This is a genomic window from Saccharothrix sabaoui (assembly GCF_051756985.1).
In the GTDB taxonomy this organism is placed as follows: Bacteria; Actinomycetota; Actinomycetes; order Mycobacteriales; family Pseudonocardiaceae; genus Actinosynnema.
In genome coordinates this window covers 1-26,170 of the sequence record NZ_JBPKJK010000130.1, presented here as the reverse complement: position 1 = coordinate 26,170, position 26,170 = coordinate 1, and the positions used below count along the sequence as shown (strand labels likewise).

At 74.6% G+C, this 26,170-nt stretch carries 27 protein-coding genes; 10 read left to right on the top strand and 17 right to left on the bottom strand.

All coding sequences use genetic code 11. From position 1 onward, the window contains the following. Positions 1-9 precede the first annotated feature (9 nt). The 8 genes from ACR807_RS31010 to ACR807_RS30975 all read right to left on the bottom strand — a co-directional run bounded on the left by ACR807_RS31010 (position 10) and on the right by ACR807_RS30975 (position 7,819). Positions 10-363, bottom strand: coding sequence for a hypothetical protein (locus ACR807_RS31010; RefSeq protein WP_438925007.1), 354 nt, complete (start codon positions 361-363; stop codon positions 10-12). A 39-nt stretch (positions 364-402) separates the two neighbouring features. After that, positions 403-1,485: a tRNA 2-thiouridine(34) synthase MnmA gene (mnmA, locus tag ACR807_RS31005; protein ID WP_438925006.1), complete on the bottom strand. Its 1,083-nt coding sequence runs from the start codon at positions 1,483-1,485 to the stop codon at positions 403-405. A 5-nt stretch (positions 1,486-1,490) separates the two neighbouring features. Next, positions 1,491-2,684 (bottom strand): cysteine desulfurase family protein, encoded by a 1,194-nt coding sequence (locus tag ACR807_RS31000; protein ID WP_438925005.1) that lies wholly within the window; start codon positions 2,682-2,684, stop codon positions 1,491-1,493. Next, positions 2,684-4,054, bottom strand: coding sequence for an MFS transporter (locus ACR807_RS30995; RefSeq protein WP_438925004.1), 1,371 nt, complete (start codon positions 4,052-4,054; stop codon positions 2,684-2,686). Before ACR807_RS30995 ends, ACR807_RS31000 begins: the two co-directional genes overlap by 1 nt. A gap of 238 nt (positions 4,055-4,292) precedes the next feature. Next, complete coding sequence (locus ACR807_RS30990) at positions 4,293-5,147, bottom strand: lysophospholipid acyltransferase family protein (RefSeq protein WP_438925003.1); 855 nt, start codon at positions 5,145-5,147, stop codon at positions 4,293-4,295. Then, on the bottom strand, positions 5,144-5,914 hold the full coding sequence (locus tag ACR807_RS30985) for a GNAT family N-acetyltransferase (RefSeq protein ID WP_438925002.1): 771 nt from the start codon (positions 5,912-5,914) through the stop codon (positions 5,144-5,146). Before ACR807_RS30985 ends, ACR807_RS30990 begins: the two co-directional genes overlap by 4 nt. Before the next feature lie 148 nt (positions 5,915-6,062). After that, entirely contained in the window at positions 6,063-7,022 is a 960-nt protein-coding gene (locus tag ACR807_RS30980) for an electron transfer flavoprotein subunit alpha/FixB family protein (RefSeq protein WP_438925001.1), read from the bottom strand. 14 nt (positions 7,023-7,036) lie between these two features. After that, positions 7,037-7,819, bottom strand: a complete 783-nt coding sequence (locus ACR807_RS30975; RefSeq protein WP_438925000.1) for an electron transfer flavoprotein subunit beta/FixA family protein — start codon at positions 7,817-7,819, stop codon at positions 7,037-7,039. A gap of 310 nt (positions 7,820-8,129) precedes the next feature. Here ACR807_RS30975 and ACR807_RS30970 point away from each other — a divergent pair, with 310 nt between their 5' ends. Beyond that, positions 8,130-8,999 carry a DegV family protein gene (locus ACR807_RS30970; protein WP_438924999.1) on the top strand — a complete coding sequence of 290 codons (870 nt, stop codon included), beginning with the start codon at positions 8,130-8,132 and terminating at the stop codon, positions 8,997-8,999. Between the two features lie 37 nt (positions 9,000-9,036). After that, positions 9,037-9,186: a hypothetical protein gene (locus ACR807_RS30965; protein WP_438924998.1), complete on the top strand. Its 150-nt coding sequence runs from the start codon at positions 9,037-9,039 to the stop codon at positions 9,184-9,186. A 5-nt stretch (positions 9,187-9,191) separates the two neighbouring features. On the opposite strand, the gene ACR807_RS30960 is transcribed toward ACR807_RS30965, so the two are convergent. From ACR807_RS30960 to ACR807_RS30950, 3 genes are read right to left on the bottom strand one after another with little or no spacing between them, the layout of a single operon-like run. After that, positions 9,192-9,878 carry a hypothetical protein gene (locus tag ACR807_RS30960; RefSeq protein ID WP_438924997.1) on the bottom strand — a complete coding sequence of 229 codons (687 nt, stop codon included), beginning with the start codon at positions 9,876-9,878 and terminating at the stop codon, positions 9,192-9,194. 10 nt (positions 9,879-9,888) lie between these two features. Beyond that, positions 9,889-10,488: an OmpA family protein gene (locus ACR807_RS30955; RefSeq protein WP_438924996.1), complete on the bottom strand. Its 600-nt coding sequence runs from the start codon at positions 10,486-10,488 to the stop codon at positions 9,889-9,891. Next, the gene (locus ACR807_RS30950; RefSeq protein ID WP_438924995.1) at positions 10,488-11,624 is read right to left on the bottom strand and encodes a coiled-coil domain-containing protein; all 1,137 of its coding nucleotides are present in this window, start codon (positions 11,622-11,624) and stop codon (positions 10,488-10,490) included. Before ACR807_RS30950 ends, ACR807_RS30955 begins: the two co-directional genes overlap by 1 nt. A gap of 315 nt (positions 11,625-11,939) precedes the next feature. On the opposite strand from ACR807_RS30950, the gene ACR807_RS30945 reads away from it, so the two are divergent. The 3 genes from ACR807_RS30945 to ACR807_RS30935 are packed head-to-tail and all read left to right on the top strand — an operon-like array spanning position 11,940 to position 15,506. Further along, a complete protein-coding gene (locus tag ACR807_RS30945; RefSeq protein ID WP_438924994.1) occupies positions 11,940-12,686 on the top strand; it encodes a class I SAM-dependent methyltransferase in 747 nt (248 codons plus the stop codon). Beyond that, on the top strand, positions 12,683-14,215 hold the full coding sequence (locus ACR807_RS30940) for a 1,4-alpha-glucan branching protein domain-containing protein (RefSeq protein ID WP_438924993.1): 1,533 nt from the start codon (positions 12,683-12,685) through the stop codon (positions 14,213-14,215). Before ACR807_RS30945 ends, ACR807_RS30940 begins: the two co-directional genes overlap by 4 nt. A gap of 40 nt (positions 14,216-14,255) precedes the next feature. Further along, positions 14,256-15,506, top strand: a complete 1,251-nt coding sequence (locus ACR807_RS30935; protein ID WP_438924992.1) for a glycosyltransferase family 4 protein — start codon at positions 14,256-14,258, stop codon at positions 15,504-15,506. 15 nt (positions 15,507-15,521) lie between these two features. Here the strand turns inward: ACR807_RS30935 and ACR807_RS30930 are convergent, their stop codons facing one another. Further along, positions 15,522-15,941, bottom strand: a complete 420-nt coding sequence (locus ACR807_RS30930; protein WP_438924991.1) for a winged helix-turn-helix transcriptional regulator — start codon at positions 15,939-15,941, stop codon at positions 15,522-15,524. Between the two features lie 87 nt (positions 15,942-16,028). On the opposite strand from ACR807_RS30930, the gene ACR807_RS30925 reads away from it, so the two are divergent. Continuing rightward, positions 16,029-16,871, top strand: a complete 843-nt coding sequence (locus tag ACR807_RS30925) for an NAD(P)H-binding protein (RefSeq protein WP_438924990.1) — start codon at positions 16,029-16,031, stop codon at positions 16,869-16,871. Positions 16,872-16,917: 46 nt separating this feature from the next. On the opposite strand, the gene ACR807_RS30920 is transcribed toward ACR807_RS30925, so the two are convergent. Next, positions 16,918-17,682, bottom strand: coding sequence for an acyltransferase (locus ACR807_RS30920; protein WP_438924989.1), 765 nt, complete (start codon positions 17,680-17,682; stop codon positions 16,918-16,920). Between the two features lie 79 nt (positions 17,683-17,761). On the opposite strand from ACR807_RS30920, the gene ACR807_RS30915 reads away from it, so the two are divergent. Next, positions 17,762-18,709, top strand: coding sequence for a nucleoside hydrolase (locus tag ACR807_RS30915; RefSeq protein ID WP_438924988.1), 948 nt, complete (start codon positions 17,762-17,764; stop codon positions 18,707-18,709). Here ACR807_RS30915 and ACR807_RS30910 read toward each other — a convergent pair. The 4 genes from ACR807_RS30910 to ACR807_RS30895 all read right to left on the bottom strand — a co-directional run bounded on the left by ACR807_RS30910 (position 18,650) and on the right by ACR807_RS30895 (position 22,418). After that, entirely contained in the window at positions 18,650-19,834 is a 1,185-nt protein-coding gene (locus ACR807_RS30910) for a THUMP-like domain-containing protein (RefSeq protein ID WP_438924987.1), read from the bottom strand. The two genes, ACR807_RS30915 and ACR807_RS30910, sit on opposite strands and share 60 nt — an antisense overlap. Beyond that, complete coding sequence (locus ACR807_RS30905) at positions 19,834-20,805, bottom strand: class I SAM-dependent methyltransferase (RefSeq protein ID WP_438924986.1); 972 nt, start codon at positions 20,803-20,805, stop codon at positions 19,834-19,836. The genes ACR807_RS30910 and ACR807_RS30905 overlap by 1 nt, the downstream gene beginning before the upstream one ends. Further along, positions 20,795-21,574: an enoyl-CoA hydratase/isomerase family protein gene (locus ACR807_RS30900; protein ID WP_438924985.1), complete on the bottom strand. Its 780-nt coding sequence runs from the start codon at positions 21,572-21,574 to the stop codon at positions 20,795-20,797. Before ACR807_RS30900 ends, ACR807_RS30905 begins: the two co-directional genes overlap by 11 nt. Before the next feature lie 73 nt (positions 21,575-21,647). Further along, positions 21,648-22,418 carry an ABC transporter ATP-binding protein gene (locus ACR807_RS30895; RefSeq protein ID WP_438925008.1) on the bottom strand — a complete coding sequence of 257 codons (771 nt, stop codon included), beginning with the start codon at positions 22,416-22,418 and terminating at the stop codon, positions 21,648-21,650. Between the two features lie 176 nt (positions 22,419-22,594). Between ACR807_RS30895 and glgX the strand changes: the two genes are divergently transcribed. The 3 genes from glgX (at position 22,595) to ACR807_RS30880 (ending at position 26,131) form a co-directional block, all read left to right on the top strand. Continuing rightward, positions 22,595-24,703 (top strand): glycogen debranching protein GlgX, encoded by a 2,109-nt coding sequence (gene glgX / locus ACR807_RS30890; protein WP_438924984.1) that lies wholly within the window; start codon positions 22,595-22,597, stop codon positions 24,701-24,703. Between the two features lie 466 nt (positions 24,704-25,169). Continuing rightward, positions 25,170-25,748, top strand: coding sequence for a cysteine dioxygenase (locus ACR807_RS30885; RefSeq protein WP_438924983.1), 579 nt, complete (start codon positions 25,170-25,172; stop codon positions 25,746-25,748). Then, positions 25,745-26,131: a rhodanese-like domain-containing protein gene (locus ACR807_RS30880; protein WP_438924982.1), complete on the top strand. Its 387-nt coding sequence runs from the start codon at positions 25,745-25,747 to the stop codon at positions 26,129-26,131. The genes ACR807_RS30885 and ACR807_RS30880 overlap by 4 nt, the downstream gene beginning before the upstream one ends. Positions 26,132-26,170: the final 39 nt, after the last annotated feature.

The following is a 26,170-nucleotide window of genomic DNA, read 5'->3' as shown; positions in this document are numbered from 1 at the left end:
GGCGTCCGACTAGCGCTCGTCGCGGCGACGCCCGAGCACCGGCACGTCGCCGGCCTCGCGCGGGCGCGCCACCCTGGGCTCCGGCCCCCGTGCCTGCACCGGCACGTCGACCTCGACCTCCGGGGCCAACCGGTCCACCCGCCCGGCCAGCTCCTCGACGCGGGCGAGGACGCCCGCCCACTCCACCCGGTGCCGGCGTTCACGGGCGACCCACTGCACCGTCCGCACCTCGGCCCTCAGCCGCTCGTACTGCTCGACCGTGAGGCGCTGCGCGGACGGGTGGTCGACCTTGCTCCCCAGCACACCGACCCGTTGTTCGACGTCCGCCAGCGTCCGGCGGCGTCGTGCGTTGTCATGCGACACACGAGCAGTGTCCCAAATCGCACCGACAAAAACCGGTTGTCAGCGGGTCGAACTGATGGTGGCGCTCGCCAGCACGAGGTCGCCGGCGGCGTCCTCGCGGTAGACCGCGACGGCCTGACCTGGTGCGACACCGCTCAGCGGCTCGCGCAGGCGGACCACCAGCTCGTCGCCGACGAGTTCCGCGACCGCGGGCGCGAGGCCGCCGTGCGCGCGCACCTGCGCCACGCACTCCACCGGGCCGTCGAACCGGGTCCGGGTCACGGGCCGCGTCGCCACGATCTCGGTGACCTGGAGCTTCTCCGCCGAGCCGACCCGGACCGTGCCGCTCACCGGCTCCAGCGACAGCACGTAGCGCGGCCGGCCGTCCGGCGCGGGCGCGTCGATGCCGAGGCCCTTGCGCTGGCCGACGGTGAACTCGTGCACGCCGACGTGCCGCCCGAGCACGGCGCCGGTCTCGTCGTCCACCAGCACGCCGGGCTGCTCGCCGAGCTTGCGGGTGAGGAAGCCCCGGGTGTCGCCGTCGGGGATGAAGCAGATGTCGTGGCTGTCCGGCTTCTCGGCGACCTGGAGGCCGCGCGCGGCGGCCTCGGCGCGCACCTCGGTCTTGGTGGAGCCGCCGAGCGGGAACATCGCGTGCGAGAGCTGCTCGCGGGTCAGCGAGGCCAGCACGTAGGACTGGTCCTTGCCGTCGTCGGCGGACCGGCGCAGCTGCACCTCTCCGTCCACAGTGGACAGTCGGGCGTAGTGCCCGGTGCACACCGCGTCGAAGCCGAGCGCGACGGCCTTGTCCAGCAGCGCCTCGAACTTGATCTTCTCGTTGCACCGCAGGCACGGGTTGGGCGTGCGGCCCGCCGCGTACTCGGCCACGAAGTCGTCCACCACGTCCTCGGTGAACCGCTCCGCGAAGTCCCACACGTAGAACGGGATGCCGAGCACGTCCGCCGCGCGCCGCGCGTCCCGGGCGTCCTCGATCGTGCAGCACCCGCGCGCGCCGGTGCGCAACGTGCCCGGCTTCGCCGACAGCGCGAGGTGCACGCCGGTCACGTCGTGCCCCGCCTCCACCGCACGCGCCGCGGCCACGGCGGAGTCCACGCCGCCGCTCATCGCCGCCAGCACCCGCATCCCGGTCACACCTCCGCCTTCGCCTGGTTCCTGCCCGCGAGCCGCTTCATGCCCGCGATGCCCGCCGTCCGCGCCCGTTCCACCACCGGGCCGATCACGCCCGCCAGCTCGCGCACCTCGTCCGGCGTGGACGTGTGCCCCAGCGAGAAGCGCAGCGAGCCGCGCGCCAGCACCGGGTCGACGCCCATCGCCAGCAGCACGTGGCTGGGCTGCGCCACGCCCGCCGTGCAGGCCGAGCCGGTGGAGCACTCCACGCCCTTGGCGTCGAGCAGCATCAGCAGGCTGTCGCCCTCGCAGCCGGGGAAGGTCAGGTGGGCGTTGCCGGGCAGCCGGTGCACCGGGTCGCCGTTCACCGCCACGTCCGGCACCGCGCGCCGCACCTCGGCCACCAGCTCGTCGCGCAGCGCGGACAGCCTCGCCGCCGTCTCCTCGCGCCGCTCCACCGCGTGCCGCACCGCCACCGCCAGGCCCGCGATCGCGGGCACGTCGAGCGTGCCGGACCGCACGTCGCGCTCCTGCCCGCCGCCGTGCAGCACCGGCGTGGTGGCGACGTCGCGGCCCAGCAGCAGCGCGCCCACGCCGTAGGGGCCGCCCACCTTGTGGCCGGAGAGCGTGAGCGCGGAGGCGCCGGACCCCGCGAAGTCGACCGGCACCGCGCCGACCGCCTGCACCGCGTCGGTGTGGAACGGCACGCCCCGGTCGGCGCACAGGGCGGCCAGCTCGCGCACGGGGTTGACGGTGCCGACCTCGTTGTTCGCCCACATCGCGGTGACCAGGGCGACGTCGTCGCCCAGCGCGTCGGCCAGCACCTCGGGCCGGACGCGGCCGAGGCCGTCGGGCTCCAGCCAGGTCACCTCGGCGCCCTCGTGGTCGACCAGCCACTGCACGGCGTCGAGCACGGCGTGGTGCTCGACGGACGAGGCGACCACGCGCGTGCGGCGCGGCGTGCGGCGGGACCAGTAGACGCCCTTCACGGCGAGGTTGTCGCTCTCCGTGCCGCCGCTGGTGAAGATCACCTCGGAGGGGCGCGCGCCGAGGGCGTCGGCGATGTCCTCCCGCGCCTCCTCGACCGCGCGCCGCGCCCGCCGCCCGGAGGTGTGCAGCGACGAGGCGTTGCCCGGAACGGACAACGCCCTCGTCATCGCCTCGATCGCCTCCGGGAGCATGGGGGTCGTGGCGGCGTGGTCGAAGTAGGCCATCAGTCGTCCAGGGTAGCCCGACGCAGTCGCCCGGCGAGTACGGCACCGAGCACGGCGACCCCGGCCATCAGCAGGTCGAACGGCAGGACGGCCGCCGTGGGCGCGGCGGCCGAGGCGAAGGTCGTGACGAGCACGCCGCCGAGCCCGACGAGCAGCGCCGAGCCGAGCATGTCGCTGATCTGGAGCGCTGCCGAGTTGAAGCCCCGGTCGACGTCGGTGGACGCGGCCAGGGTTAGCACGCTGAGGCTCGACATGGCCAGCCCCATCCCGGCCCCGGCGACCGCCCACAGCACCGGCGTGGCCCACGCGGGCCCCCACTCGGGTGCGATGAGCGTCACGCCCGCGATGCCCGCCGCGTTGAGGACGAACCCCCACCGCACGAGCTTCTCGCGCGGGACGTCGGTCCGGCGCGACTGCCACCACGCGGCGCTCGACCAGCCGAGCGCGCTCAGCGTGAGCGGGATGCCGGAGGCGACGGCCGAGTAGCCGTGCACGGAGGTGAGGGTCAGCGGGATGAACGCCTCGGCGGCGAAGAAGGACCCGGCGAGCAGGGCGCGGGCCAGGATCGTCATCGGCAGGCCGGGGCGGGCGGTGAGCGTGCCCCTCGGCAGCAGCAGGCGCAGCGCGGGCACCAGCACGGCCAGCCCGGCGACCCCGATCACCAGGTTCAGCCCGCGCGGGTGCTGCGCGGCCCAGCTCAGCGCCGCCACGCCCGCGCCCGCCCCGAGCGCCGCCCACGGCAGACCGCGCCGCGTGCCCTGGTCGGGGGTGTGCGCGGGCAGGTTCCGCAGGACCGGGACCAGCAGCAGCACGCCGAGCAGCACGAACGGCGCGAGCCCGAGGAACACCCACCGCCAGCTCGCCACCTCGGTCAGCCACCCGGACAGCGCCGGCCCGACCAGCGAGGGCACCACCCACGCGGAGGCGAGCAGCCCGAACACGGCGGGCCGGTCGCGCTCCGGGTACACCAGCCCGATGAGCACGTAGACGGCCACCACCTGCGCCCCGCCGCCGACGCCCTGGAGCACCCGGCCGAGCAGCAGCACCGGCATGTCCCGCGCGAGACCCGCCACGACCAGGCCGACCAGGAACAGCGCCGGCCCGATCAGCAGCGACGGCCGCGGGCCGCGCAGGTCGCTCAGCCGCCCGGACAGCACCGTCGCGACCACGCTCGCGGCGAGGAAGGCGAGGAACGGCCAGGCGTACAGCTCGTTGCCGTCCAGCTCGGCGACCATGCGCGGCATGGCGGTGGAGACGCCCATGTTCTCGAACGCGAGGAGGGTGACGAGGAGGACTATGCCGATCGTCGGTCCCCGCCGTTCGGCTGTCCACAGGTTGCTCTTGCCGGCAGGCGTCTCCGTCGTCGTCACGGCTCAATGGTTCAACCTCCACCCCGGTCGAGGTCAAGGTGATATGACCTGGACGGGCGCGCTGCGGGCGGCCGTCCGGCCCCGGCACCCGACCGGCACCGGCACCCGATCGGCACCGGTGCCGGTCGGCACCGGTGCCGGTCGGCGGGGTCGAGGTGCGTGCGCCGGGCCGGCGGCGCGTGGTCGGCCGTGCGCCGCCGGGGTCGGGGACTCCCCTCGGGGGCGTCGACGCCGCGGGTCAGGCGTTGACGGCCGGCGCGGTGTGCCCGGTGGGCACGACCAGGTCGCCGTGCGCGACCCGCTCGGAGTCCCGCTGCACGATCGCCGCCAGCTCGCGGCGGTCCGCCGCGCGGCCCGGGGCGACCTCCTCCAGCACGTGCACCTCGACGACGAGCCGCCGGGCGCGCAGCACGCGCCGCACCGAGTCGACCAGCGAGTCCGAGCCGACGAACGCCGGGCGGGTGGAGGGCCTCCCCTGCTGGAGGTAGCGCAGCACGACGGGGCGCACGGGCACGCCCGCGTCCAGCGCGGCCTGGAACAGGGCCGGCCGGTAGCGCCCGGACGCCACGCCGCACCACGTGGTGCCCTCGGCGTGGATGCCGACGGCCGCGCCGCCGCGCAGCGCGCCGGCCAGCTCGGCCACCGTGCCCGGCAACAGCGACAGCCGCTCGCGGTCCAGGTACACGGTGCGGGCCGCGGTGATCAGGCGCCCCAGCACGGGCCAGTCGCGGATGTCCCGCTTGGCGACCAGGCGGATCGGCTGGGTCGCGTCGAGGGCCAGCTCGTCCAGCCACGACACGTGGTTGGACACCACGAGCACGCCGCGGCCGGGCGTCGCCTGGAACACCGGCCCGACGACCCGCAGCCGCACCCCGAACGCCCGCAGCAGCACCCGGAACCAGCCGCGCAGCACCGACTGCCGCGCACCGCCCCGCAGCACGGGCACCGCGCACACCACGAGGGCGCCGGACAGCAGCACCACGACCGCCGCGAACCCCCGGAGGAACGCCCGGAGCCCGCCCACGGTCGGCGTCGCGTGGTCGACGCACCCGTCACCGCAGGGCGACACCGGCATCCACGGGTGCGCGCTCACGCCGTCTCCCCGAGGAAGAAGCGCAGGTAGCGCTGGTCCACGCGGTCCATGCCGAGCAGCACGGGCAGGTCGGCCACGCCGAAGTCGGCGTCCAGCGCGGGCGCGCCGCACACCCACGCGCCCAACCGCAGGTAGCCCTTCAGCAGCGGCGGCAGCACGGCCTTGCCCGTGCGCGGCACCGCGTCCACGTCCCACGCGCGCAGCGGCACGACCCGGTGCTCCTCGGGCGCGAGGTGCCTGGTCCGCACCACGTCCCACACGCCCGCCGCGAACGCGCCGCCGTCGTGCAGCGGCACGGAGGCGCAGCCGATGAGCCACGAGTGCCCGGACAGCAGCATGTACCGGGCGATGCCGGCCCACACCAGCGACACGACGGCGCCGTTGCGGTGGTCGGGGTGCACGCAGGAGCGGCCCGTCTCCACCATCGACGGCCGCAGCGGCGCCAGCCGGGACAGGTCGAACTCGGTGTCGGAGTACAGCCGCCCGGCCTCGCGGGCCCGTTCGGGCGGCAGCATCCGGTAGGTGCCGACGATGTCCCCGGTCCGGTCGTCGCGCACCACCAGGTGGTCGCAGTGCTCGTCGAAGTCGTCGACGTCGTGGCCGGGCACGGGCGTGCGCAGGACGGCGCCCATCTCCTCGGCGAACACCAGGTGCCTCAGCCGCTGCGCGGCGGCGACCTCGGCGCCGTCGCGCGCGACCAGCAGGGAGTAGCGCGGCGCGTCGGAAGCGGCGTCACCGGTGCTGACAAGCAGTTGCGGCTGCGTCATGGCTCTGGTCTACCGACCGGTTGGCGACCGGGAGCAGGGCGTTCCGGTGACACGTCGGTGAGGGCTCGGTTAAGCCGGGGTGAGGCCGGCACGGGCGAGGGCCGCCCCGCGACGTGCGGGACGGCCCTCGGCCTGGTGGCGGGGGGTGTCAGCCCTTGCGCTTGCCCACCTCGTCGGTGAGCTGGGGCGCGACGGCGAACAGGTCGCCCACGACGCCGAAGTCGGCGATCTCGAAGATCGGCGCCTCCGGGTCCTTGTTGACCGCGACGATGGTCTTCGACGTCTGCATGCCCGCCCGGTGCTGGATGGCGCCGGAGATGCCCAGGGCGATGTAGAGCTGCGGCGACACCGTCTTGCCGGTCTGGCCGACCTGGAACTGGTGCGGGTAGTAGCCGGAGTCGACCGCGGCGCGGGACGCGCCCACGGCGGCGCCCAGGCTGTCGGCGAGCTTCTCGACGACGTCGAACTTCTCCGCGCTGCCCACGCCGCGACCGCCGGACACGACGACCGACGCCTCGGTCAGCTCCGGGCGGTCGCCGCCCGTGACCGGCTCGCGGCCGGTCACCCGGGTGACCTTGGCCGGGTCGGCCGCGGGGACCTCGACGGCCTGCTCGACCGCGTCGGCCGGGGACTCGGTCGCCTCGACGCCGCCGGGGCGGATCGCGATGACCGGGACGCCCTGCTTGACCTTCGACTTGACGACGTACGCGCCGCCGAAGACCGACTGGGTGGCCACGCCCTCGCCGTCGAGGTCGACGGCGTCGTAGAGCAGGCCGGAGCCGAGGCGCACGGCCAGCCGGCCCGCGACCTCCTTGCCCTCCAGCGTCGCCGACACCAGCACGGCGACCGGGGACGCGGTGCCCGCGATCGTCGCCAGGGCGTCGACCTTCGGCGTCACCAGGACGTCGAGGGCGTCGTCGGACTCGACGGCGTAGACCTTCGTCGCGCCGTAGCGGCCGAGCGACTCCCTCACCTTGCCCGCGGTGCCGGGCGATCCGACCACCACCGCGGCCGGCTCGCCGAGACCGCGCGCGGCGGATAGAAGCTCATGGGTGACCTTCTTGACCTCGCCGTCGACGTGGTCGACGAGGACCAGGACCTCAGACATGCGTTCCCTCGCCTTCAGATGAGCTTCTGGCCGACCAGGTACTCGGCGATCTTCGAACCGCCGTCACCCGAGTCCTCGACGCGCTGACCGGCGCTGCGCGGCGGCTTCGGGGCCGCCTCCAGCACCTTCGACCACGCGGCGCCCAGGCCGACCTCGCCGGCGTCCAGGCCGAGGTCCGCGACGGTGAGCGTGCTCACGGGCTTCTTCTTCGCCGCCATGATGCCCTTGAAGGACGGGTAGCGCGGCTCGTTGATCTTCTCGTTCACGGAGACCACGGCGGGCAGGCTCGCCTCCAGGTGCGCCACGCCCTCGTCGGTCTCGCGCTCGGCCTTGACCGTGCCGCCCTCGACGGTGAGCTTGCGGACCTGCGTCACCTGCGGGAGGCCCAGCAGCTCGGCCAGGATGGCGGGCACGGCGCCCGCGCGGCCGTCGGTGGCCTCGTTGCCGGCGATGACGAGGTCGAAGCCCTCGACCGTGCCGATGGCCTTGGCCAGCACCTTCGCGGTGGTGATCGCGTCGGAGCCGTGCAGCGCCTCGTCGGAGACGTGGATCGCCTTGTCGGCGCCCATGGACAGCGCCTTGCGGATCGCGTCGGTCGCACGGGCGGGACCCATCGAGACGACCGTCACCTCGCCGCCGTGCGCCTCCTGGAGCAGCAGCGCCTCTTCCACGGCGCGCTCGTTGATCTCGTCGAGCACGGCGTCCGCGGAGTCGCGGTCGAGGGTGTGGTCGGCGTCGGAGAGCTTGCGCTCTGACCAGGTGTCGGGCACCTGCTTGACCAGGACGACAATGTTCATGGGTCCTCTTCGACCTCCTGCGGACGGGCGGCGACGTGCCTGGGCGACGGTGGTGACCCCGGTCGCCGGTGTGTTCTTCGGTGACCCGTGACCCTGCCATGTCATCGCCGCGGTGGCATGGTGGTGTCGACCACCCCGATGTTACCCGTGAGTAGCAGGGGTGCAAACGACAGCAAGCACCCAGCACGCGTGACGATGCTCACTGGGCCGTTCCGCCGCCTCGCGCAAGCACCTGCGTAACACCGGTGTCACTGTCCGTGTCGTGACCTCACCGTGACAAACACTCCCCCTAATGGGCTACGTTCGCCCCATGTTCCGGCGAGTAGCGATAGTCACGGACTCCACCGCGTGCCTGCCGCCGCAGTTGACCGAGAAGCTCGGGATCACCGTCGCGCAGATCCAGGTGCGCATCGGCGACTGGGTCGAGGACGAGGTCCGCGTCCCGGTGCCCCGGCTGGTGGACGCCCTGCGCGGTCAGCTCGACGTGGGCACCGCGCCGCCCGACCCCGGCGCGTTCTTCTGGTCCTACGCCGACGCGGCGGCCTCCGGCGCGGAGGCGATCGTGTCGCTGCACGTGTCGACCGGGCTGTCGCGGACGGTGGAGGCCGCCCGGCAGGCCGCCGCCCAGGTCCAGGTGCCCGTGCACGTCGTGGACACGCAGACGTGCGGGATGAGCCTCGGGTACGCGGTGGTCGCCGCCGCCACGGTGGCCGTGGCGGGCGGCGGCGTCGACCGGGTCGTGTCGGCGGCCCGGCACACCGCGACCCGCAGCACCGAGCTGTTCTACGTGGACACGCTGGAGTTCCTCAGGCGCGGCGGGAAGATCGGCCGGGCGACGGCCGCGCTCGGCTCGGCGCTGTCGGTGAAGCCCCTGCTGACCATGTCCGAGGGGCGGATCACGCCGCTGGACAGGGTGCTCGGCGCGGAGCGCGCGGTGCGCCGGATGGTCGACATCGCGGTCGAGCGCGCGGGCGGCGGCGAGGTGGACATCGCGGTCGAGCACTTCGACGCGCCCGAGCGGGCCCGGTCGGTCATGCGGTCGCTGCGCGGGAAGCTGCCCCGCGTGCGGCGCTTCATGCTCACCGGGGTGAGTTCCGCGATCGGCGCGCACGTCGGCCCGGGAGCCCTCGGCGTGACCGTTTCGCCGGTTCAGGAACCACCGCCGGGGTTTGACCGTTGAGCTGACAGGGAAGCATTGGACTGTCAAGGAGGTAGACATGGCTTCGCTGTTCAGCAAGATCGCCGCGTTCGCCCGCAGTCCTCAGGGTCGTCGGGTCACGGAGCAGGTCAAGAACGCCGCGCGCGATCCGCGCAACCGCGCCAAGGCGCAGCAGGTGCTGCGCAAGTTCCGCGGCAACAAGCACTAGGCGGTTCAGCGGTCCGAGGTCTGCCGGCCCGACCGGCGTCGGGTCGCCTCGAACGCCCGCAGGTAGCGCTCGCGGAACTCGGTCGCGCTCGGCAGGTCCACCTGCTGCGGCGCGGACGGGTCCGCCTGCGCGGGCAGGTGCACGACGACGGTCGCCGGCGTCCCGGTCACGGGCAGCGCCGGCGTCGTCGCGTCCGGCGTCACCCCCTCCGCACGCTCGCCGGGCTCGGGCTCGGGCTCGACGGGCGGCACCGGGCGCAGCACCACCGGCTCCGCGTGCGGCTGCTCCGGGGCCACCGGTCCCAGCCGCACGGGGTCGAGGGCCACCAGCGCGGGGTCCGCGTCGCCGTGCCGCGCCGGTTCCGGCGGGTCGCGCACCAGGTGGATGCGGCGCACCGCCTCCGACGCGACCGGGCGCTCCGGCTCCGGGTCGGGCACGACCGACAGCCTGGGCTGCGCGGGCAGGGCCCGCGGGATGCCCAGCACCGGGTTGCGGTGGATGGGCCTGGTCGCGTAGTCCTCCGGCGGCCACGGCTGCTCCGCCACCCGCGCCTCCGGTTCGACGAGCGCGGTCCGCCGCACCGGCTCGTCCTCGGGCGCGGGCCCGCGTCTGAGCACCGCGACCGTCAGGGCGCACCCCGCGGCGAACGACACCGCGCACAACCCGAACACGAACGCCACCGCGCCTGCCATCACCGCATCCCTACCCCACGAGCACGTCGACTTGCGGTCCGCCGTCGGCGGGCGGACCCCACACCGGGTCGACCACGACCCCGGTGCTGATGGACTCGGCCGGGACACCGCGCCCGACCAGGAAATCCCGCACGAGCCCCGCCCGCCGGGCCGCGAGCAGGTCGCACCGGTGGGTCGGCGTCTCGCCGCTCCACGCGTGGGCGACGAGCCTGACGGCGGTGCCGGACAGCCCGCCCAGCAGGTTGCCCACGCCCTGCTGCACGGCCTCGCCGCGCCCGACGAGCTCGGTGCCGCCCGGCGCGAACGTGATGCCCTTGACCCCGTTGCCGCTGAACAGGCTGCTCACGTTCTGCCGCACCAGCTCCGGCGACGGCGGCACGGCGGCGGGTTCCCCCCGCACGGGCTCCTGGGTCGGCCGGACCGGCGCCTTCGTGGGGCGCGTGGCCACGGGCCCCGGCGGCGCGGACGAGGGCGCGGACGAGGAGGCCGGCGACAGCGCGTCGGTGATCCCCTCGCCGTGGACCCCGAACCCGAACGCGGTGACCGCGGCCGGCACGACGACCAGCCCCAGCGCGAACGGCAGGACCGGGACCCTGGAGCGCACGGGCATCAGGCGCCCACCCGCCGACCGGGGTCCCGGCCGGACGCGACCGGCTGCTGCGCCCCCGCCTGCTGGGCCCCCGCCTGCTGGGCACCCACCGGCTGGGCCCCCGCCTGCTGGGCGTTCACCTGCTGGGCCTTCGTTGACTGGGCGTTCACCTGGGCGTTCACCTGGGCCTTCACCTGCGCCGCGTCGGCCTCCTCGGCGCTGGTCTGCTCCGGGATCAGGCTGGGCACCCGGTCCGCCGCCGACTCCAGCGCCACCCGGGCCGCCGCGAGCTCGGCCATCACGGTGCGCCGCAGCTCGAACAGCTCGTCGACGCGCTCCTGGACGTCGGCGATCCGCCGGTGCGCCTCGCGCGCGGCCATCTTGACCAGGAACGCGGCCCGCGTGCGGGCCAGCTCCTCCTGCTCGGCGAAGTGCTGATCGGCCTCGTTGCGGCGCCGGGTCATGGTCAGCTCGAAGAAGTTCTGCGCCTTGGCGCGCCTGGCGTCGGACTCCGCCTCCAGCCGGTTGCACTGCTCGGCGGTCTCCCGCAGCAGCCGGTCCGCGTCCTCCTGGGCGCGCACGACGGCGGCGGCGCACTCGGCGTCGGCCTGCTCGGTGCGGGCCTTGAGGTGCGCCTCGACCTCGGCGCGGCGGCGCTCCAGGTCGACCTCGCGCTGGTCCAGCTCGGCGGCGCGCCGGTTCGCGGCCTCGCGCTGCGCGGTGGCGTGCGCGTCGGCGCGGGCGCGGGCCGCCTCGATCTGCGCCTCGACCTCGCGGACCCGCTCGGCCAGCTCCACCTCGGTGCGCTGCCGCAGGGCCGCCACGTCGCGCTCGGCGCGCAGCCGCAGCTCGTTCGACTCGTCCTCCGCCAGCAGCAGCATCCGGTGCAGGCGCTCGGTCGCGCCCGCCGTCGTGCCCGGCGACATCTCCATCCGCTCGACCCGCGCGCGGGTCTCGTCCAGGTCGCGCCTGGTCATCTCCAGCAGCTTGCGGAGGTCGGCGGCCTGGGCCAGGGCCTCGGCGCGGTCGACGCTGGTGTACTTGAGCTGCTCCTCCAGGTTCTCGATGTGCTCGATCACCTGCTTGCGGTGGAAACCCCGGTAGACCACGTCGAAACCCGCGTGCAGCGGAACAATCTCCGGATCTTTCGCACCCATGGTCGCCCCACTCGTTCGAAGATTGGTCGAGGGTACCGAGCACGCGGTACCCCAACCAGCACTTGACCACCACCAACTACCCCGCGCATCCCGGGGCGAAGCGGCGGGGAGCAGCCGTAACACTATCGTGGAAGATCGACACGACCCGGTCGCGGCTCACCCGATGGTGTCATTTCCGATGAATGGTCGAACACCTTCGGAATGAACAGCGAGACCCGACGCGGAGAATCGAGAACGGCCCGTTCACACGAATAGGCGGACCTCCGGTGACCGGGCGCTGGCTACCCGTGAGTAACGGGCAACTACGCTGGACGGGTGACCGTCGAGCCGCTGCCCCTCACCGGTGAGCGCACCGTGCCCGGTATCGCCGAGGAGAACTACTGGTTCAGGCGCCACGAGGCGGCCTACCTGGACCTCGCGCACCACTGCGCCGGCGCGGTGGTGCTGGAGGCCGGCTGCGGCGAGGGCTACGGGGCCGCGCTGGTCGCCGGGCGCGCCGCGCGGGTCGTGGCGCTGGACTACGACGCGACGACCGCCGCCCACGCCCACCGGGCGTACCCGGAGCTGGACGTCGTGCGCGGCAACCTCGCGTCGCTGCCGCTGCGGGGCGCGAGCGTCGACGTGGTGGCGAACCTCCAGGTGATCGAGCACCTGTGGGACCAGGAGGGCTTCCTCGCCGAGTGCGCGCGGGTGCTGCGGCCCGGCGGCAGGCTGCTCGTCACCACGCCGAACCGGATCACGTTCTCCCCCGGCCGCGACACGCCGCTGAACCCCTTCCACACCCGCGAGCTGGCCCCGTCGGAGCTGCGCGACCTGCTCGTCGGCGCGGGCCTGCGCGTCGAACTGCTGGCCGGGCTGCGGCACGGCCCCGCGCTGCGCGAGCTGGACGCCCGGTTCGGCGGGTCGGTCATCGACGCGCAGGTGGCGGTGGTCGTGGACGGCGGCGAGTGGCCCGCCGACCTGCTGGCGGCCGTGGCCTCGGTGCGCAGCGAGGACTTCGAGATCACCACCGACGACCTGGACGCCTCGCTCGACCTGGTGGCCGTGGCGGTGCGCCCGTGACGCCCACCGCGACGCCCCCTGCGACGCCCACCGCGGCGGGCTCCGGTGACGAGGGGACGTTCTGCCTCGTCCTGCACAGCCACCTGCCGTGGGTCGCGCACCACGGGGCGTGGCCGGTCGGCGAGGAGTGGCTGTACCAGGCGTGGGCGCACTCGTACCTGCCCGTGGTCGACCTGCTGGAGCGGTTCGCCGCCGAGGGCCGCGAGGACGTGCTGACGCTCGGCGTGACGCCGGTGCTGGCCGCGCAGCTCGACGACCCGTACTCGCTGCGCGGCCTGCACGACTGGCTGGGGAACTGGCAGCTGCGGGCGCACGGCGCGGCCCGCCGCCTGCCGGACCTCGCGACCTACGAGCACCGGGCGTCGGCGTGGGCGCTGGAGCGCTTCGAGTCGCGCTGGCGGCACGGCTTCTCGCCCGTGCTGCGGTCCCTGGTGGACTCGCGGGTCGTCGAACTGCTCGGCGGGCCGGCCGCGCACCCGTTCCAGCCGCTGCTGGACCCGCGGCTGCGGGCGTTCTCGCTGCGCACCGGCCTGGCGGACACCGCGCTGCGGGTCGGCTCCGCGCCCGAGGGGATCTGGGCGCCGGAGTGCGCCTACGCGCCGGGCATGGAGCACGACTACGCGCGGGCCGGCGTGCGGCGGTTCCTGGTGGACGGTCCGTCGCTGCGCGGCGACACCGCCGCGGGCCGCCCGGTCGGCACCTCCGACGTGGTCTGCTTCGGCCGGGACCTGGAGGTGTCCTACCGGGTGTGGTCGCCCAGGGTCGGCTACCCCGGCGACCCGGCGTACCGCGACTTCCACACCTACGACCACCCCAGCGGGCTCAAGCCGTCCCGGGTGACCGGCAAGGGCGTCGCGCCGGAGGACAAGCTGCCCTACGAGCCGGGCGCGGCGGCGCTCGCCGTGCGGCGGCACGCGGCGGACTTCGTGGACGTGGTCGTGGCGCGGCTGCGGGCGCTCAGGGAGCGGCACGGCAGGCCGTCGCTCGTGGTGGCCGCCTACGACACCGAGCTGTACGGGCACTGGTGGCACGAGGGGCCGCTGTGGCTGGAGGCCGTGCTGCGGCTGCTGCCCGAGGCGGGCGTGCGGGTCACGTCGCTGCGCGGCGCGGTGGAGGCGGGGCACGTGGGCGCGCCCGTCGAGGTGCCGCCGTCGTCGTGGGGCGCGGGCAAGGACTGGCACGTGTGGAACGGGCCGCAGGTCGCCGACCTGGTGGACCTCAACGCGTCCGTGCAGCGGGAGCTGCTGGAGCTGGACCTGTCCGGCCCCGCGCGGTCCCCGGTCGCCGACCAGGCGGTGCGCGAGGCGCTGCTGGCCCTGTCCAGCGACTGGGCGTTCATGGTCACCAAGGACTCGGCCGCCGACTACGCCCGCTACCGGGCCAAGGTGCACGCCGACCGGTTCGCCGAGCTGGCCGCGCTGCTGCGCGCGGGGGCGCCGGCCGCCGGGCGGGGGCTGTCCCGCGCCCGCGAGCTGCGCGCGGTCGACGGCCCGTTCGGGCACCTCGACGCACGGGGGCTCGCCCGGTGATCGGTCGAACCGCACCCGCCGGCGAATGCGAGGATGCCCCATGCGCGTGCTGATGTTGTCGTGGGAGTACCCGCCGGTCGTCGTGGGCGGGCTGGGCAGGCACGTGCACGCGCTGGCCACGTGCCTGGCGGCGCAGGGGCACGAGGTCGTCGTGCTGTGCCGGCAGCCCGCGGGCACGGACGCGGTGACGCACCCGACGTCCGACGAGGTGGTCGAGGGCGTGCGGCTGGTGCGCGTCGCGGAGGACCCGGCGCACCTGGTGTTCGAGCGCGACCTGGTGGCGTGGACGCTCGCCATGGGCCACGCCATGACCCGGGCCGGGCTGGCGCTGCTGCGCGGGTGGCGGCCGGACGTGGTGCACGCGCACGACTGGCTCGTGACGCACCCGGCCGTCGCGCTGGCCGAGGCGGCCGGGGTCCCGCTCGTGGCGACCGTGCACGCGACCGAGGCGGGCCGGCACAGCGGCTGGCTGTCGCAGGTGCTCAACCAGCAGGTGCACTCGATCGAGTGGTGGCTGGCGAACCGGGCGGACGCGCTGATCACCTGCTCGTCGGCGATGCGGACCGAGGTGGCGCACCTGTTCGAGGTGGAGCCGTCGCCGATCACCGTGCTGCACAACGGCATCGAGCCGCGCCGGTGGCGGGTGCGCGCGGCGGACGTGGCGGCGGCCCGCGCGGCCCACTCCCCGACCGGCGCGCCGCTGCTGCTGTTCTTCGGCCGCCTGGAGTGGGAGAAGGGCGTGCAGGACCTGCTCGCCGCCCTGCCGCGGGTCCGCCGCGCCCACCCCGGCACGCGCCTCGTCGTGGCCGGCACCGGCACGCACCGCGAGTGGCTCGCGGAGCAGGCCCGCAAGCACAAGGTGCGCCGCGCGGTCGACTTCGCCGGCCACCTGCCCGACCGCTCCCTGGCCGCCGTCCTGGCCGCCGCCGACGCGGTGGTCCTGCCGTCCCGCTACGAGCCGTTCGGCATCGTCGCCCTGGAGGCCGCCGCCGCGGGCGCGCCGCTGGTCGCCTCCACGGCGGGCGGCCTGGGCGAGGTCGTCCTCGACGGCCGCACGGGTCTGTCGTTCCCGCCGGGCGACGTGGAGGCGCTGACCGCCGCCGTGCGCGCCGTGCTGGACGACCGCCCCTCCGCCGCGCGCCGGGCGAAGGCCGCCAAGGCCCGCCTGGCGACCGACTTCGACTGGCGCCGCATCGCCGCCGGCACCGCCGAGGTCTACCGCGCGGCGACCGTGCGCGGCCGCGACCCCCTGGGCAGGCCGAAGATCGCGACCGGCAACGCGTTCCTCTGACCCGCGCGCCGGGGGTCAGCCGCGCGGTGGACCGGACGCGACCTGGTCCTCGTCGTACCGCCGCCGGGCCTCCAGCACGTCGGGGACGTGGTCGCCGACCCAGTCCAGCACGACGCCCAGCCGAGCGGTGAACCGGCGACCCAGCGGGGTGAGGGCGTAGGTCACCCGCGGCGGGGTCGCCGGTTCCACCTCGCGCGTCACCAGGCCGTCGCGGACCAGGTCGCGCAGGTTCTGCGAGAGCACCTTCTCGCTGATCCCGCCGGCCAGGTCGCGCAGCCGGTGGAAGCGCCGGGGGCCGGGGAACAACGCGGTCAGCAGCACGATCCCCCACCGGCTGGTGGCGTGGCGGAACAGCACCTGCCCCGGGCAGTCGGGGTGAAACCCGTCACCCGGCGCCCACGCGGGGTCCTGCTCTTCCCGGACTCCTACCGCCACGCCCGGAGCTTACCCGCGGGTGCGCCCTTACCCGGCGGGTCGTCGCGCGCCTACGGTCGCGGCCGACGACGAGGAGGGGTTCCGTTGGTGCGAGGCGAGGTCCTGGTGACGGGCGCGACGGGGAACGTGGGCGCGCAGGTGGTCCGCGGGCTGCTCGCGGCGGGCGAGGTGCCGCGGGCGCTGAGCCGGCGGGCGGACGCCGGGCTGCCGGACGGCGTCGAGGTCGTGCGGGGGCACCACTTCGACCCGGCGACCCTGGAGGCGGCGCTGGTCGGCGTCGACCGGGTGTTCCTGGTGTGGCCCGCGTTCACGGCGGACGCGGCCGACGCGGTGGCCGGGGTGATCGGCGCGCGACGGGTGGTCCTGCTGTCCTCCGGGGCGGTGGTGGACGGCGTCGAGGAGCAGCCGCACCCGATCGGGCGGTTCCACGCCGAGGTCGAGCGGGCGGTCGCGCGGGCCGGGGCGGGGTGGACGTTCCTGCGCCCGCACGGCTTCGCCGCCAACACCCGCGCCTGGGCGCCGGACGTCCGCGCCGGTGACGTGGTGCGGGGCGCGTACGGGCGGTCGGCGGCGACGGCGATCCACGAGGCCGACGTCGCGGCGGTGGCGGTGCGGGCGTTGACGGAGGACGGGCACGCCGGGGCACGCTACGAGCTGACCGGACCGGAGGTGCTGACCAAGGTCGAGCAGGTGCGCGTCATCGGCGAGGTCGTCGGCCGGCCGCTGCGCTGGGAGGAGCTGTCCCGCGAGGAGGAGCGGGCGCGGTCGCTGTCCTGGCTGCCGGGGTCGGTGGTGGACGCGGTGCTCGACGGCCAGGCCGCGATGGTCCACCGGCCGCTGCCCCCGACGAGGACGGTCGAGGAGGTGACCGGCACGCCCGCGCGCCCGTTCCGCGAGTGGGTGGCCGACCACGTGGACGACTTCCGCTGAACCCGCCCCGGCCGGCTGGTCCCGGGGCCGCCCCGGTGGCCCGGGGTCAGCCCTGCCCGGCGTCGGCGGAGCCGTTGCGCGACCGCTCCAGCGCCTCCCGCGCCTTGCGCGCCATGTCCGCCACCGCCGCCCGCCGCACGGCGTCCGCCTCGTAGTCCGCCCGCCGGTCCTTCACGACGCGCGCCGGGATGCCGACGGCGATCTTGTAGTCCGGCACGTCGCCCCGCACGACGGCGTGCGCGCCCAGCACGCAGCCCCGCCCGATCCGCGTGCCGCGGGTGACGGTGACCTTCGTGCCGAGCCAGCAGTCCGGGCCGATGCGCACCGGGGACTTCACGATGCCCTGGTCCTTGATCGGCAGGTTCACGTCGGCCGTCACGTGGTCGAAGTCGCAGATGTAGACCCAGTCGGCGACCAGCGTGGCCGCGCCGATCTCCACGTCCAGGTAGCAGTTGACGGTGTTGTCCTTGCCGAACACCGCCTTGTCGCCGATGCGCAGCGAGCCCTCGTGGCAGCGGATGGCGTTGCCGTCGCCGATGTGCACCCACCGGCCGATCTCCAGCCGGCCGTAGCCGGGGCGGCAGTGCAGCTCGACGCCCTTGCCGAGGAACACCATGCCGCGCAGCACCACGTGCGGGTTCGCGATCCGGAACCGCAGCAGCCGCCAGTACCGGACCAGGTACCAGGGCGTCCAGGCCCGGTGCCGCAGCACCCAGCGCAGCGACGCGAGGGTGAGGAACCGGGCCTGCTGCGGGTCGCGGTGCGACCGGCGCCACCTCGTCCACACGGGAGCGCCCCACATGCTCGTCACGCGGGCACTCTAAGCCGGCGCCCGACCGCCGACCCCGGCACACGGGTCGCGCGGCGGCGGCGTGGCAGGATCGGAGCACGTGACGACACCTCTCATCATCGACACCGACCCGGGCGTGGACGACGCCTTCGCCCTGGCCCTCGCGGTCGCCAGCCCGGAGGTGGAGCTGCTCGGCGTGACCACGGTGTTCGGCAACGTCGCCCTGCCCGACACCACGGAGAACGCCCTGCGCCTGCGCGCCCTCCTGGGCCGCGAGGACGTGCCGGTCGCGGTGGGCGCGTCCCGCCCGCTCGTGCACCCGCAGCCCCGGCTGTCCAGCGCGCACGGCTCGGACGGCCTGTCCGGCTTCCGCCACACCCTGCCCGAGCCGACCGCGCCGGTGGACGGGCGCGACGCCGTCACGCTGCTGCGCGAGCTGCTGGAGGCCGCCGACCGGCCGGTCACGGTCGTGCCGGTCGGCCCGCTGACGAACATCGCCCTGCTGCTGGCCGCGCACCCGCACGTGAAGCCGAAGATCGCCCGCCTGGTGATCATGGGCGGCGGCCTGGAGGGCGGCAACGCCACCGCCTCCGCCGAGTTCAACCTGTGGTGCGACCCGGAGGCGGCGCGGCGCGTGCTGGCCGACGAGGACGTGCCCACGACCCTGGTCACGATGGACCTGACCAGCCGGTGCGCGGTGAGCAGCGGGTGGTTGGGCGACCTGGCGAAGACCTCGCGCCGGGCCGCGAAGCTGGTCGGCCTGACCCCCGACTACCTGGCCACCTACCGCCGCTTCCTCGGCATCGACGGCATGGCGGTGCACGACGCCGTCGCGGTCGCGGAGGCGGTCAGCCCGGGTCTGCTCACCACCGCCGCCTACCCGGTGGACGTCGAGTGCGCGTTCGGCCCGAGCCGGGGCGCGGTCGTCGCGGACCGCCGCCTGGACGCGCCCGCCGGTCGGCGCGTGGACGTCACGACGGGCGCGGACCTACCGGCCGTGCGCGACTTCCTGTTCGAGCGGCTGGGTGCGCTCGGCGACGGCGAGTAGGCACACCGGCTGCCGGCCGATCCTGGTCAGCACGACGGTCCGCTCGACCGACCCGCTGAGCTTCAACCGGCGGCGCAGCGCGTTCGGGTCCACGTCGAGGCCGCGGACCAGGATCTCCAGCCGGCCGACGTCGTGCGCGCGCAGGAGCGCCTTCAGGGACTTCTCGTTGTAGTGGCCGTGCTCCAGGACGCGGAACGCGCGCACGCCCGGCGGCGGGGTCGGGCCGGTCAGGTAGGCGATGCGCTCGTCGAGCTGGGCGAGGCCGTGGCGGGCGGCGTAGTGGCGCACCAGGCCGGCCCGCACCACGGCGCCGTCCGGGTCGACCAGCCACTCGGCGGGCGGGGTGACGGGGCAGTCGTCTGGGTCGGCGGAGGTGATCGTCCACCCGGCGCCCGAGGAGGACAGCACGGACGCCCGCCGCGCCACGCCCGGCGTGGCCAGGCCCCGGGTCCACAGGCACGCCTCGCGCACCGCGCCGTCCAGCGAGACCAGCTCGACCTCGTCGGCCCACGGCGCGACCGCGAAGTCCACGCCGGGCGAGCACTTCACGGCCAGGTCGCGGCCCGCGAAGGCGTCGGCGAGCCCGTCCAGGGGCGGCAGGAAGTCGGCCGGTCGCCACGTGCGGCGGCCCGCCGGGTCGCGCCGCGCCGGGTCGGCCAGCACGGGCACCCGGCGCGACACCGGGCGCAGGGCGTCGGCGCGCACCACGACCGCGCCGGGCACGTTGTGCCGGGCCATGGCCAGCCGCACCGGGTCGAGGTCGGAGCCGAACGACCCGGGCGGCAGCGCGGCGAGGTCCGCGCCGACCGAGCACGTCACGTCGTGCGCCGGACCGGTGAAGCGGCGCGCCCGGTGCACGGCGACCGGGTGCGCGGTGGCCTGCTGGAGCGCGTCGGCGGTGAACAGGCCGTCCTCCGCGAACGGCACCCGCCCGACGGCCTTGCGGCGCAGCAGCAGCGTGTCGAGCACGGCCGCGAAGCGGTCCGGGGAGACCGCGCGCGCGGCGGCCACGTCGGCCAGCCGCGACGCGTCGGTCAGCGGCAGGCCGGACAGCGCCGACAACGCGGCGCGACCGGCGTCGGAACGCAGGTGCGCCACGTCGTCGAGGCTGAACGAGTACCCCACTAGACCGGCTTGCGGCCCGTCACGGAGACGTTGTAGAAGACCTCGCGCGGCAGGACCTTCGACAGCACGTTCTCGTCCACCCAGGACAGGCGCTGCCACGTGCGGTAGGCGAACATCGCCCAGCCGAAGCCGAGCTTCTCGCGCGGCACGGCGGCCTCGAACGTGCGCACCGGCCACCCGAACAGCGCGGCCGACAGCTCCTCGGTCACCGCGCGCACGTCCACCGCGCCCGCGCCCCGCGCGGTCCGCTCCAGGTCGCCCGGGTCGAACGTGTGCAGGTCCACGACGGCCTCCAGCGCGGCGGCGCGGGACGACTCGTCCAGCTCCTCCTGGGGCCGGCGCCAGTCGTTCAGGGGGCCCAGCTTCGTCACGGTGGTGGTCAGCCACCAGGTGAGCTGCCCCAGCTTGCGGGCGTAGAAGTTGCCCACGTTCGTGGGGTCCCCCGCGAACACGAACGTGCCGCCGGGCTTGAGCACCCGCAGCACCTCGCGCATGGCGGCGGGGATGTCCGGGATGTGGTGCAGCACCGCGTGCCCGACGACCAGGTCGAACGTGTCGTCGTCGTACGGGATGCGCTCGGCGTCGGCGACCCGGCCGTCCACGTCCAGCCCGAGGCCCTCGGCGTTGCGCAGGGCGACCTGCACCATGCCGGGCGACAGGTCGGTCACGGACCCCTTCTTGATCACACCGCCCTGCATGAGGTTCAGCAGGAAGAAGCCGGTGCCGCAGCCCAGCTCCAGGGCGTGCTCGTACGGGCCGGTCCCGCCCGCGACCGCCCGGAAGCGGTCGGTGGCGTAGGTGATGCAGCGCTCGTCGTAGGAGATCGACCACTTCTCGTCGTACGTGCCGGCTTCCCAGTCGTGGTAGAGCACGTTCGCGAGCTTGGGGTCCTGGTAGGCGGCCCGCACCTCCTCCGCGGTGGCGTGCGGGTGGGGCGCGGGGTCGACGGGACCCTCGGGATCAACGGCCACTGAACTTCGCCTTCCCCGGGCCGTTCTCGATGAACGACGCCATGCCGGTCTTCTGGTCCTCGGTCGCGAACATGGCCGCGAACAGCTGGCTCTCCAGCTTCAGGCCGCTGCCGAGGTCGGTGTCCAGGCCGCCGTCGATCGCGGCCTTGGCGGCGGCGTAGGCGCGCACCGGCCCGTTCACGAACTGCCCGGCCCACCGCTTGGCCGCCTCGTAGACGTCGTCGGGCGCGACGACCTCGTCCACCATGCCGATGCGCAGCGCCTCCTCGGCACCCACGAACCGGCCGGTGTAGACGAGGTCCTTGGCCTTCGACGGGCCGATCAGCCGCGGCAGGCGCTGCGTGCCGCCCATGCCGGGGATGACGCCGAGCAGGATCTCCGGCTGGCCGACCTTGGCGTTGTCGCCCGCGACGCGCCGGTCCGCGCACAGCGCCAGCTCGAAGCCGCCGCCCAGCGCGTAGCCGGTGATGGCCGCGACGGTCGGCTTGGGGATCTCCTCGACGGCCCGCAGCGCCGAGGAGAACGCGCCCGCGCGGGCGGCCATCTCGGCGTAGGACAGCCCGGCCATCTCCTTGATGTCCGCGCCGGCCGCGAACACCTTCGGACCGCCGTAGACGATCACCGAGAACACGTCGGCGCGGTCGGTCGCCTCCAGCGCGGCGGACCGGATCTCCTCCTGGACCTGCCTGTTGAGCGCGTTCATCGGCGGGCGGTCCAGCCGGATGGTGCCGATCCCGCCCTCGACTTCGAGCTTCACGAACTCAGCCACGCAGTCCTCCTCGACCGTGCGTCGGTAGCCGCCTCGCAGGTTACTACTGGGTAGCCCGAACGGCCGTCGAGCCTCACGCCCGCTTGCGGCGGGCGAAGTAGCGGTCGCCCGCGCGCTGGAGCTCCAGCGGCTGGTCGAACGTCTTGGTCAGGTTCTCCTCGGTCAGCACGTCGTCCAGCAGGCCCTGCGCCACCACGCCGCCCTCGCGCAGCAGCAGCACGTGCGTGAAGCCCGGCGGGATCTCCTCCACGTGGTGCGTGACCAGCACCATCGCCGGCGCGTCCGGGTCGAGCGCCAGCTCCGAGAGCCGCGCCACGAGGTCCTCGCGCCCGCCCAGGTCCAGCCCCGCGGCCGGCTCGTCGAGCAGCAGCAGCTCGGGGTCGGTCATCAGCGCACGGGCGATCAGGGTGCGCTTGCGCTCGCCCTCCGACAGGGTGCCGAACGTGCGGTCGGCCAGGTGCTCGATGCCCAGCGCGCCGAGCAGCTCCTTCGCGCGGCCCGTGTCGAGCTTGTCGTACTCCTCGCGCCACCGGCCCAGCACCGCGTACCCGGCGCTGACCACCAGGTCGACGACCTTCTCCTCGTTCGGGACGCGGTTCGCCAGGGCCGCCGAGCACAGGCCGATGCGCGGGCGCAGCTCGAACACGTCGGTCTTGCCGATCCGCTCGCCGAGCAGGTGCAGCTTGCCCTTGGTCGGGTGCAGCTCGGCGGCGGCCAGGCGCAGTAGCGTCGTCTTGCCCGCGCCGTTGGGGCCGAGCACGACCCACCGCTCGTCGAGCTCCACGCCCCAGTCCACGTCGCCGACCAGCGTGGTCTTGCCACGTCGAACCGAAACACCCTGCATGTGGATGACCAGATCTTCGTTTTCCACGCTCGTCCTCGCCCCGATCGACACCAACCCCGGGCCATTGTTCTGCAAAGCCCCCGGCGGGCGGTGCGGTGGGTGCGGGTTCGTGTGACGTTCCGGTCGCGTGGCGCGCTCATCCCCAAACAGTCGGTGGCTACTGGAAGGATCGCGGTATGCCAGCCGACTCGATCCTGCTTGCCGGCCGACCGTTCCCCCTCGGGGCCCACCCCGAGGCCGGAGGTGTGCGCTTCGCGGTCTCCGCCCCGCCCGCGGACGCGGTCGAGGTGTGCCTGATCAGCGAAGACGGCACCGAGGAGCGCGTGGAGCTGACCGAGCGCACGTTCGGCGTGTGGCACGGCCTGATCTCCGGCGTCACCCCCGGGCAGCGCTACGGCTACCGCGTGCACGGCCCGTACGACCCGTCGCGCGGCCTGCGCGCCAACCCGGCGAAGATCCTCGTGGACCCGTATGCGACGAGGATCACGGGCGCGCTGACCGACCTCGACGCCGCCCTCGGCTACGTGGGCGACCCGATGCTCGGCGGGCCGTCGCCGGTCGACTCGCTGGGCAGCGTGCCGCTGTCCGTGGTGACCTCGCCGGGCGGGCCGGACACGGGCGTGAAGCCCGAGGTGCCGTTCGAGGAGGCGGTGGTCTACGAGCTGCACGTCAAGGGCTTCACCCAGCGGCACCCCGGCGTGCCCCAGCACCTGCGCGGCACCTACCTGGGCCTGGCCCACCCGTCCGTCGTCGAGCACCTGACGCGGCTGGGCGTGACGACGGTCGAGCTGCTGCCCGTGCAGGCGTTCCTGGACGAGCCGTCCCTGGTCAAGGCCGGTCGGCACAACTACTGGGGCTACTCGCCGCTGGCGTGGTTCGCCCCGCACCCCGGCTACGCCAGCGAGCCCGGCCGCGAGGTCGAGGAGTTCCGCACGATGGTGTCCGCGCTGCACTCGGCGGGCATCGAGGTGCTGATCGACGTCGTCTACAACCACACCTGCGAGGGCGGCCCGGAGGGGCCCACGCTGTCCTACCGGGGTTTCGACGCGCCCGGCTACTACCTGCACATCGACGGCGGCGGCACGCTCGACATCACCGGCTGCGGCAACACCACCGAGGCCGGGTCGCCGCAGTTCGTGCGCCTGGTGACCGACTCGCTGCGGTACTGGACGACCGAGCTGGGCGTGGACGGGTTCCGGTTCGACCTGGCGTCCACGCTGGGCCGGCCGGGCGGGCGCGGTTTCGACCGGGCGTCGGCGATGCTCACCGCCATCACCTCCGACCCGGTGCTGTCGCGGTGCAAGCTGATCGCCGAGCCGTGGGACGCGACCGGCGACGGCTACCGGGTGGGCGACTTCGGCGTGCAGTGGGCCGAGTGGAACGGCCGCTACCGCGACACCGTGCGCGACTACTGGCGCGGCATGACGAGCGTGCGCGACCTGGCCTACCGACTGTCCGGGTCGTCCGACCTGTACGCCGACGACCTGCGCCGACCGTGGCAGTCGATCAACTTCGTGACCGCGCACGACGGGTTCACGCTGCGCGACCTCGTGTCGTACAACGACAAGCACAACGAGGCCAACGGCGAGGACAACCGCGACGGCACCAACGACAACCGGTCGTGGAACTGCGGCGTCGAGGGCGAGACGGACGACGCCGAGGTGCTGGCGCTGCGCGCCCGGCAGGCCCGGAACCTGTTCGCCACGCTGCTGCTGTCCACCGGCACCCCGATGCTGACCGCCGGTGACGAGCTGTGGCGCACCCAGCTCGGCAACAACAACGCCTACTGCCTGGACGACGAGACGGCGTGGGTGGACTGGGAGCTGTCGACCGAGGCCGAGTCGATGCTGGCGTTCGCCCGCCGGGTCATCGCGCTGCGCGCGAACAGCCCGGCGCTGCGGCAGCCCGCGTTCTTCGACGGCCGCACCACGCCGTCCGGCGCGCCGGACCTGGTGTGGTTCCGGCCGGACGGGGAGGAGATGGCCGAGACGGACTGGTTCGACGACGGCCGCCGCTTCCTCGGCATGTGGATCGACGGCTCCACCTCCCTGTCCCGCTCGCGCGACGGCGAACTGGTGTCCGACGACTCGTGGCTGCTCCTGCTGCACGCCGGCGCCGAGCCGCTGGAGGTCACCCTCCCGGGCCCGGAGTACGGGGGCCGCTACGAACCGGTGGTCGACTCGACGACGGCGGACGGCTCGCCCGCCACACCGGGCAGCTTCGCGGCGGGCGACCCGGTGGTGCTGGGCAGCCGGTCCCTGCTGCTGCTCCGCGTGCCCGGCTGACCGCCGCCCGTCGACGGTTGCCCGGGCCGGGCCGACGGTTGCCCGGGCCGGGCCGACGGTTGCCCGGGCCGGGCCGGCGGCCGCCCAGCGTGACGACCGCCGGCCCGACCCGCGCACCCCTCCGCCGGTCCGGCCGGGTGCGCGCTGGGCGCTGGGCGCTCCCGCAGGCTCGTCGGGGACACGCGGGGAGGGCTCGCGGGGGCGCGCCCACATCACCCGGAATGCTCGGCCACCGAGTCAATCCTGGCTGTTGAGAGCACTTGAGCGGGGTACCCGGGATCGTGACAGGATGCCGACGTGGCCCGCCCGTTGCTCACCTGGCGCGACCGCACGATCGACCTCCTCCTGGTGGCGTCGTGCGGCTGTAGCCGGACGCGACGCGGCCGGTAGAACACGCTGGGCACACCGGAAGCCGCGTCGCGTCTTGATCGCTACCCACACGCACCGTAGCCATCAGGAGCGACCAGTGACCTCGACGATCCCCCGTGCCGACCTGCACCCGAAGTTGGACGTGCGGCTGCTGCGCGACATCATCCACCCCGACCGCGACCTGTGGACGCCGCGCGAGCTGCGCGAGCTGACCTCCACCGTGGCCTCCGAGCTGACCACCCCGCTGCTGGAGATCCTCCGGTACGACCCGGGGCGGCGCTGGTGGGCGCGCCTCGGGCTGACCGAGGGTGTGGAGCTGTGGCTGCTGAGCTGGCTGCCCGGCCAGGGCACCGAGCCGCACGACCACGGCGGCGCGGCGGGCTCGTTCACCGTGCTGACCGGCGAGCTGGCCGAGGACTACCGCTACCCGGGCGGGCCGGTCCGCAGCGCGGCGCGCCCCGTCGGCAGCGCCCTCGGGTTCGGCGCCGGTCGCGCCCACCAGATGGTGAACCGGGGCACGGCCGGCGCGGCGAGCGTGCACGCCTACTCGCCGCCGCTGGTGCCGACGCGGGAGTACCCGAGCCTGCTCGACATCCCGGACGAGATCCAACCCCTGCCCGCGCTGCGGCTGCCGCTGGAGCGGCTGCGCGAGCTGGCCGACCAGGAGGGCCCGTGAGCGTCGAGCTGTACTTGGAGGAGGCGCGGCGGTCGCTGACCCGCGTCGAGCCGCACGAGCTGGCCGGGCTCACCGACGCGCTGGTCGTCGACATCCGGCCGCAGCACAACCGCGCCGCCGAGGGCGAGGTGCCGGGCTCGGTGCCGGTGGAGCGGATCGTGCTGGAGTGGCGCCTGGACCCGAACGGCGAGTGGCGCATCCCCGGCTTCACCGCCGAGACCACCGTGGTCGTCCTCTGCAACGAGGGCTACTCCTCCAGCCTCGCCGCGCGCGACCTCCAGCGCATCGGCCTCCCCAACGCGACGGACCTGGTGGGCGGCTTCCGCGCCTACGCCGCGACCGGCCTCCCCGTCCGCCCCGGCCCCACCCCCGCCATCACCTGACCCGACCGCATGACCCGAGGGTCGCGACCGCATGACTCG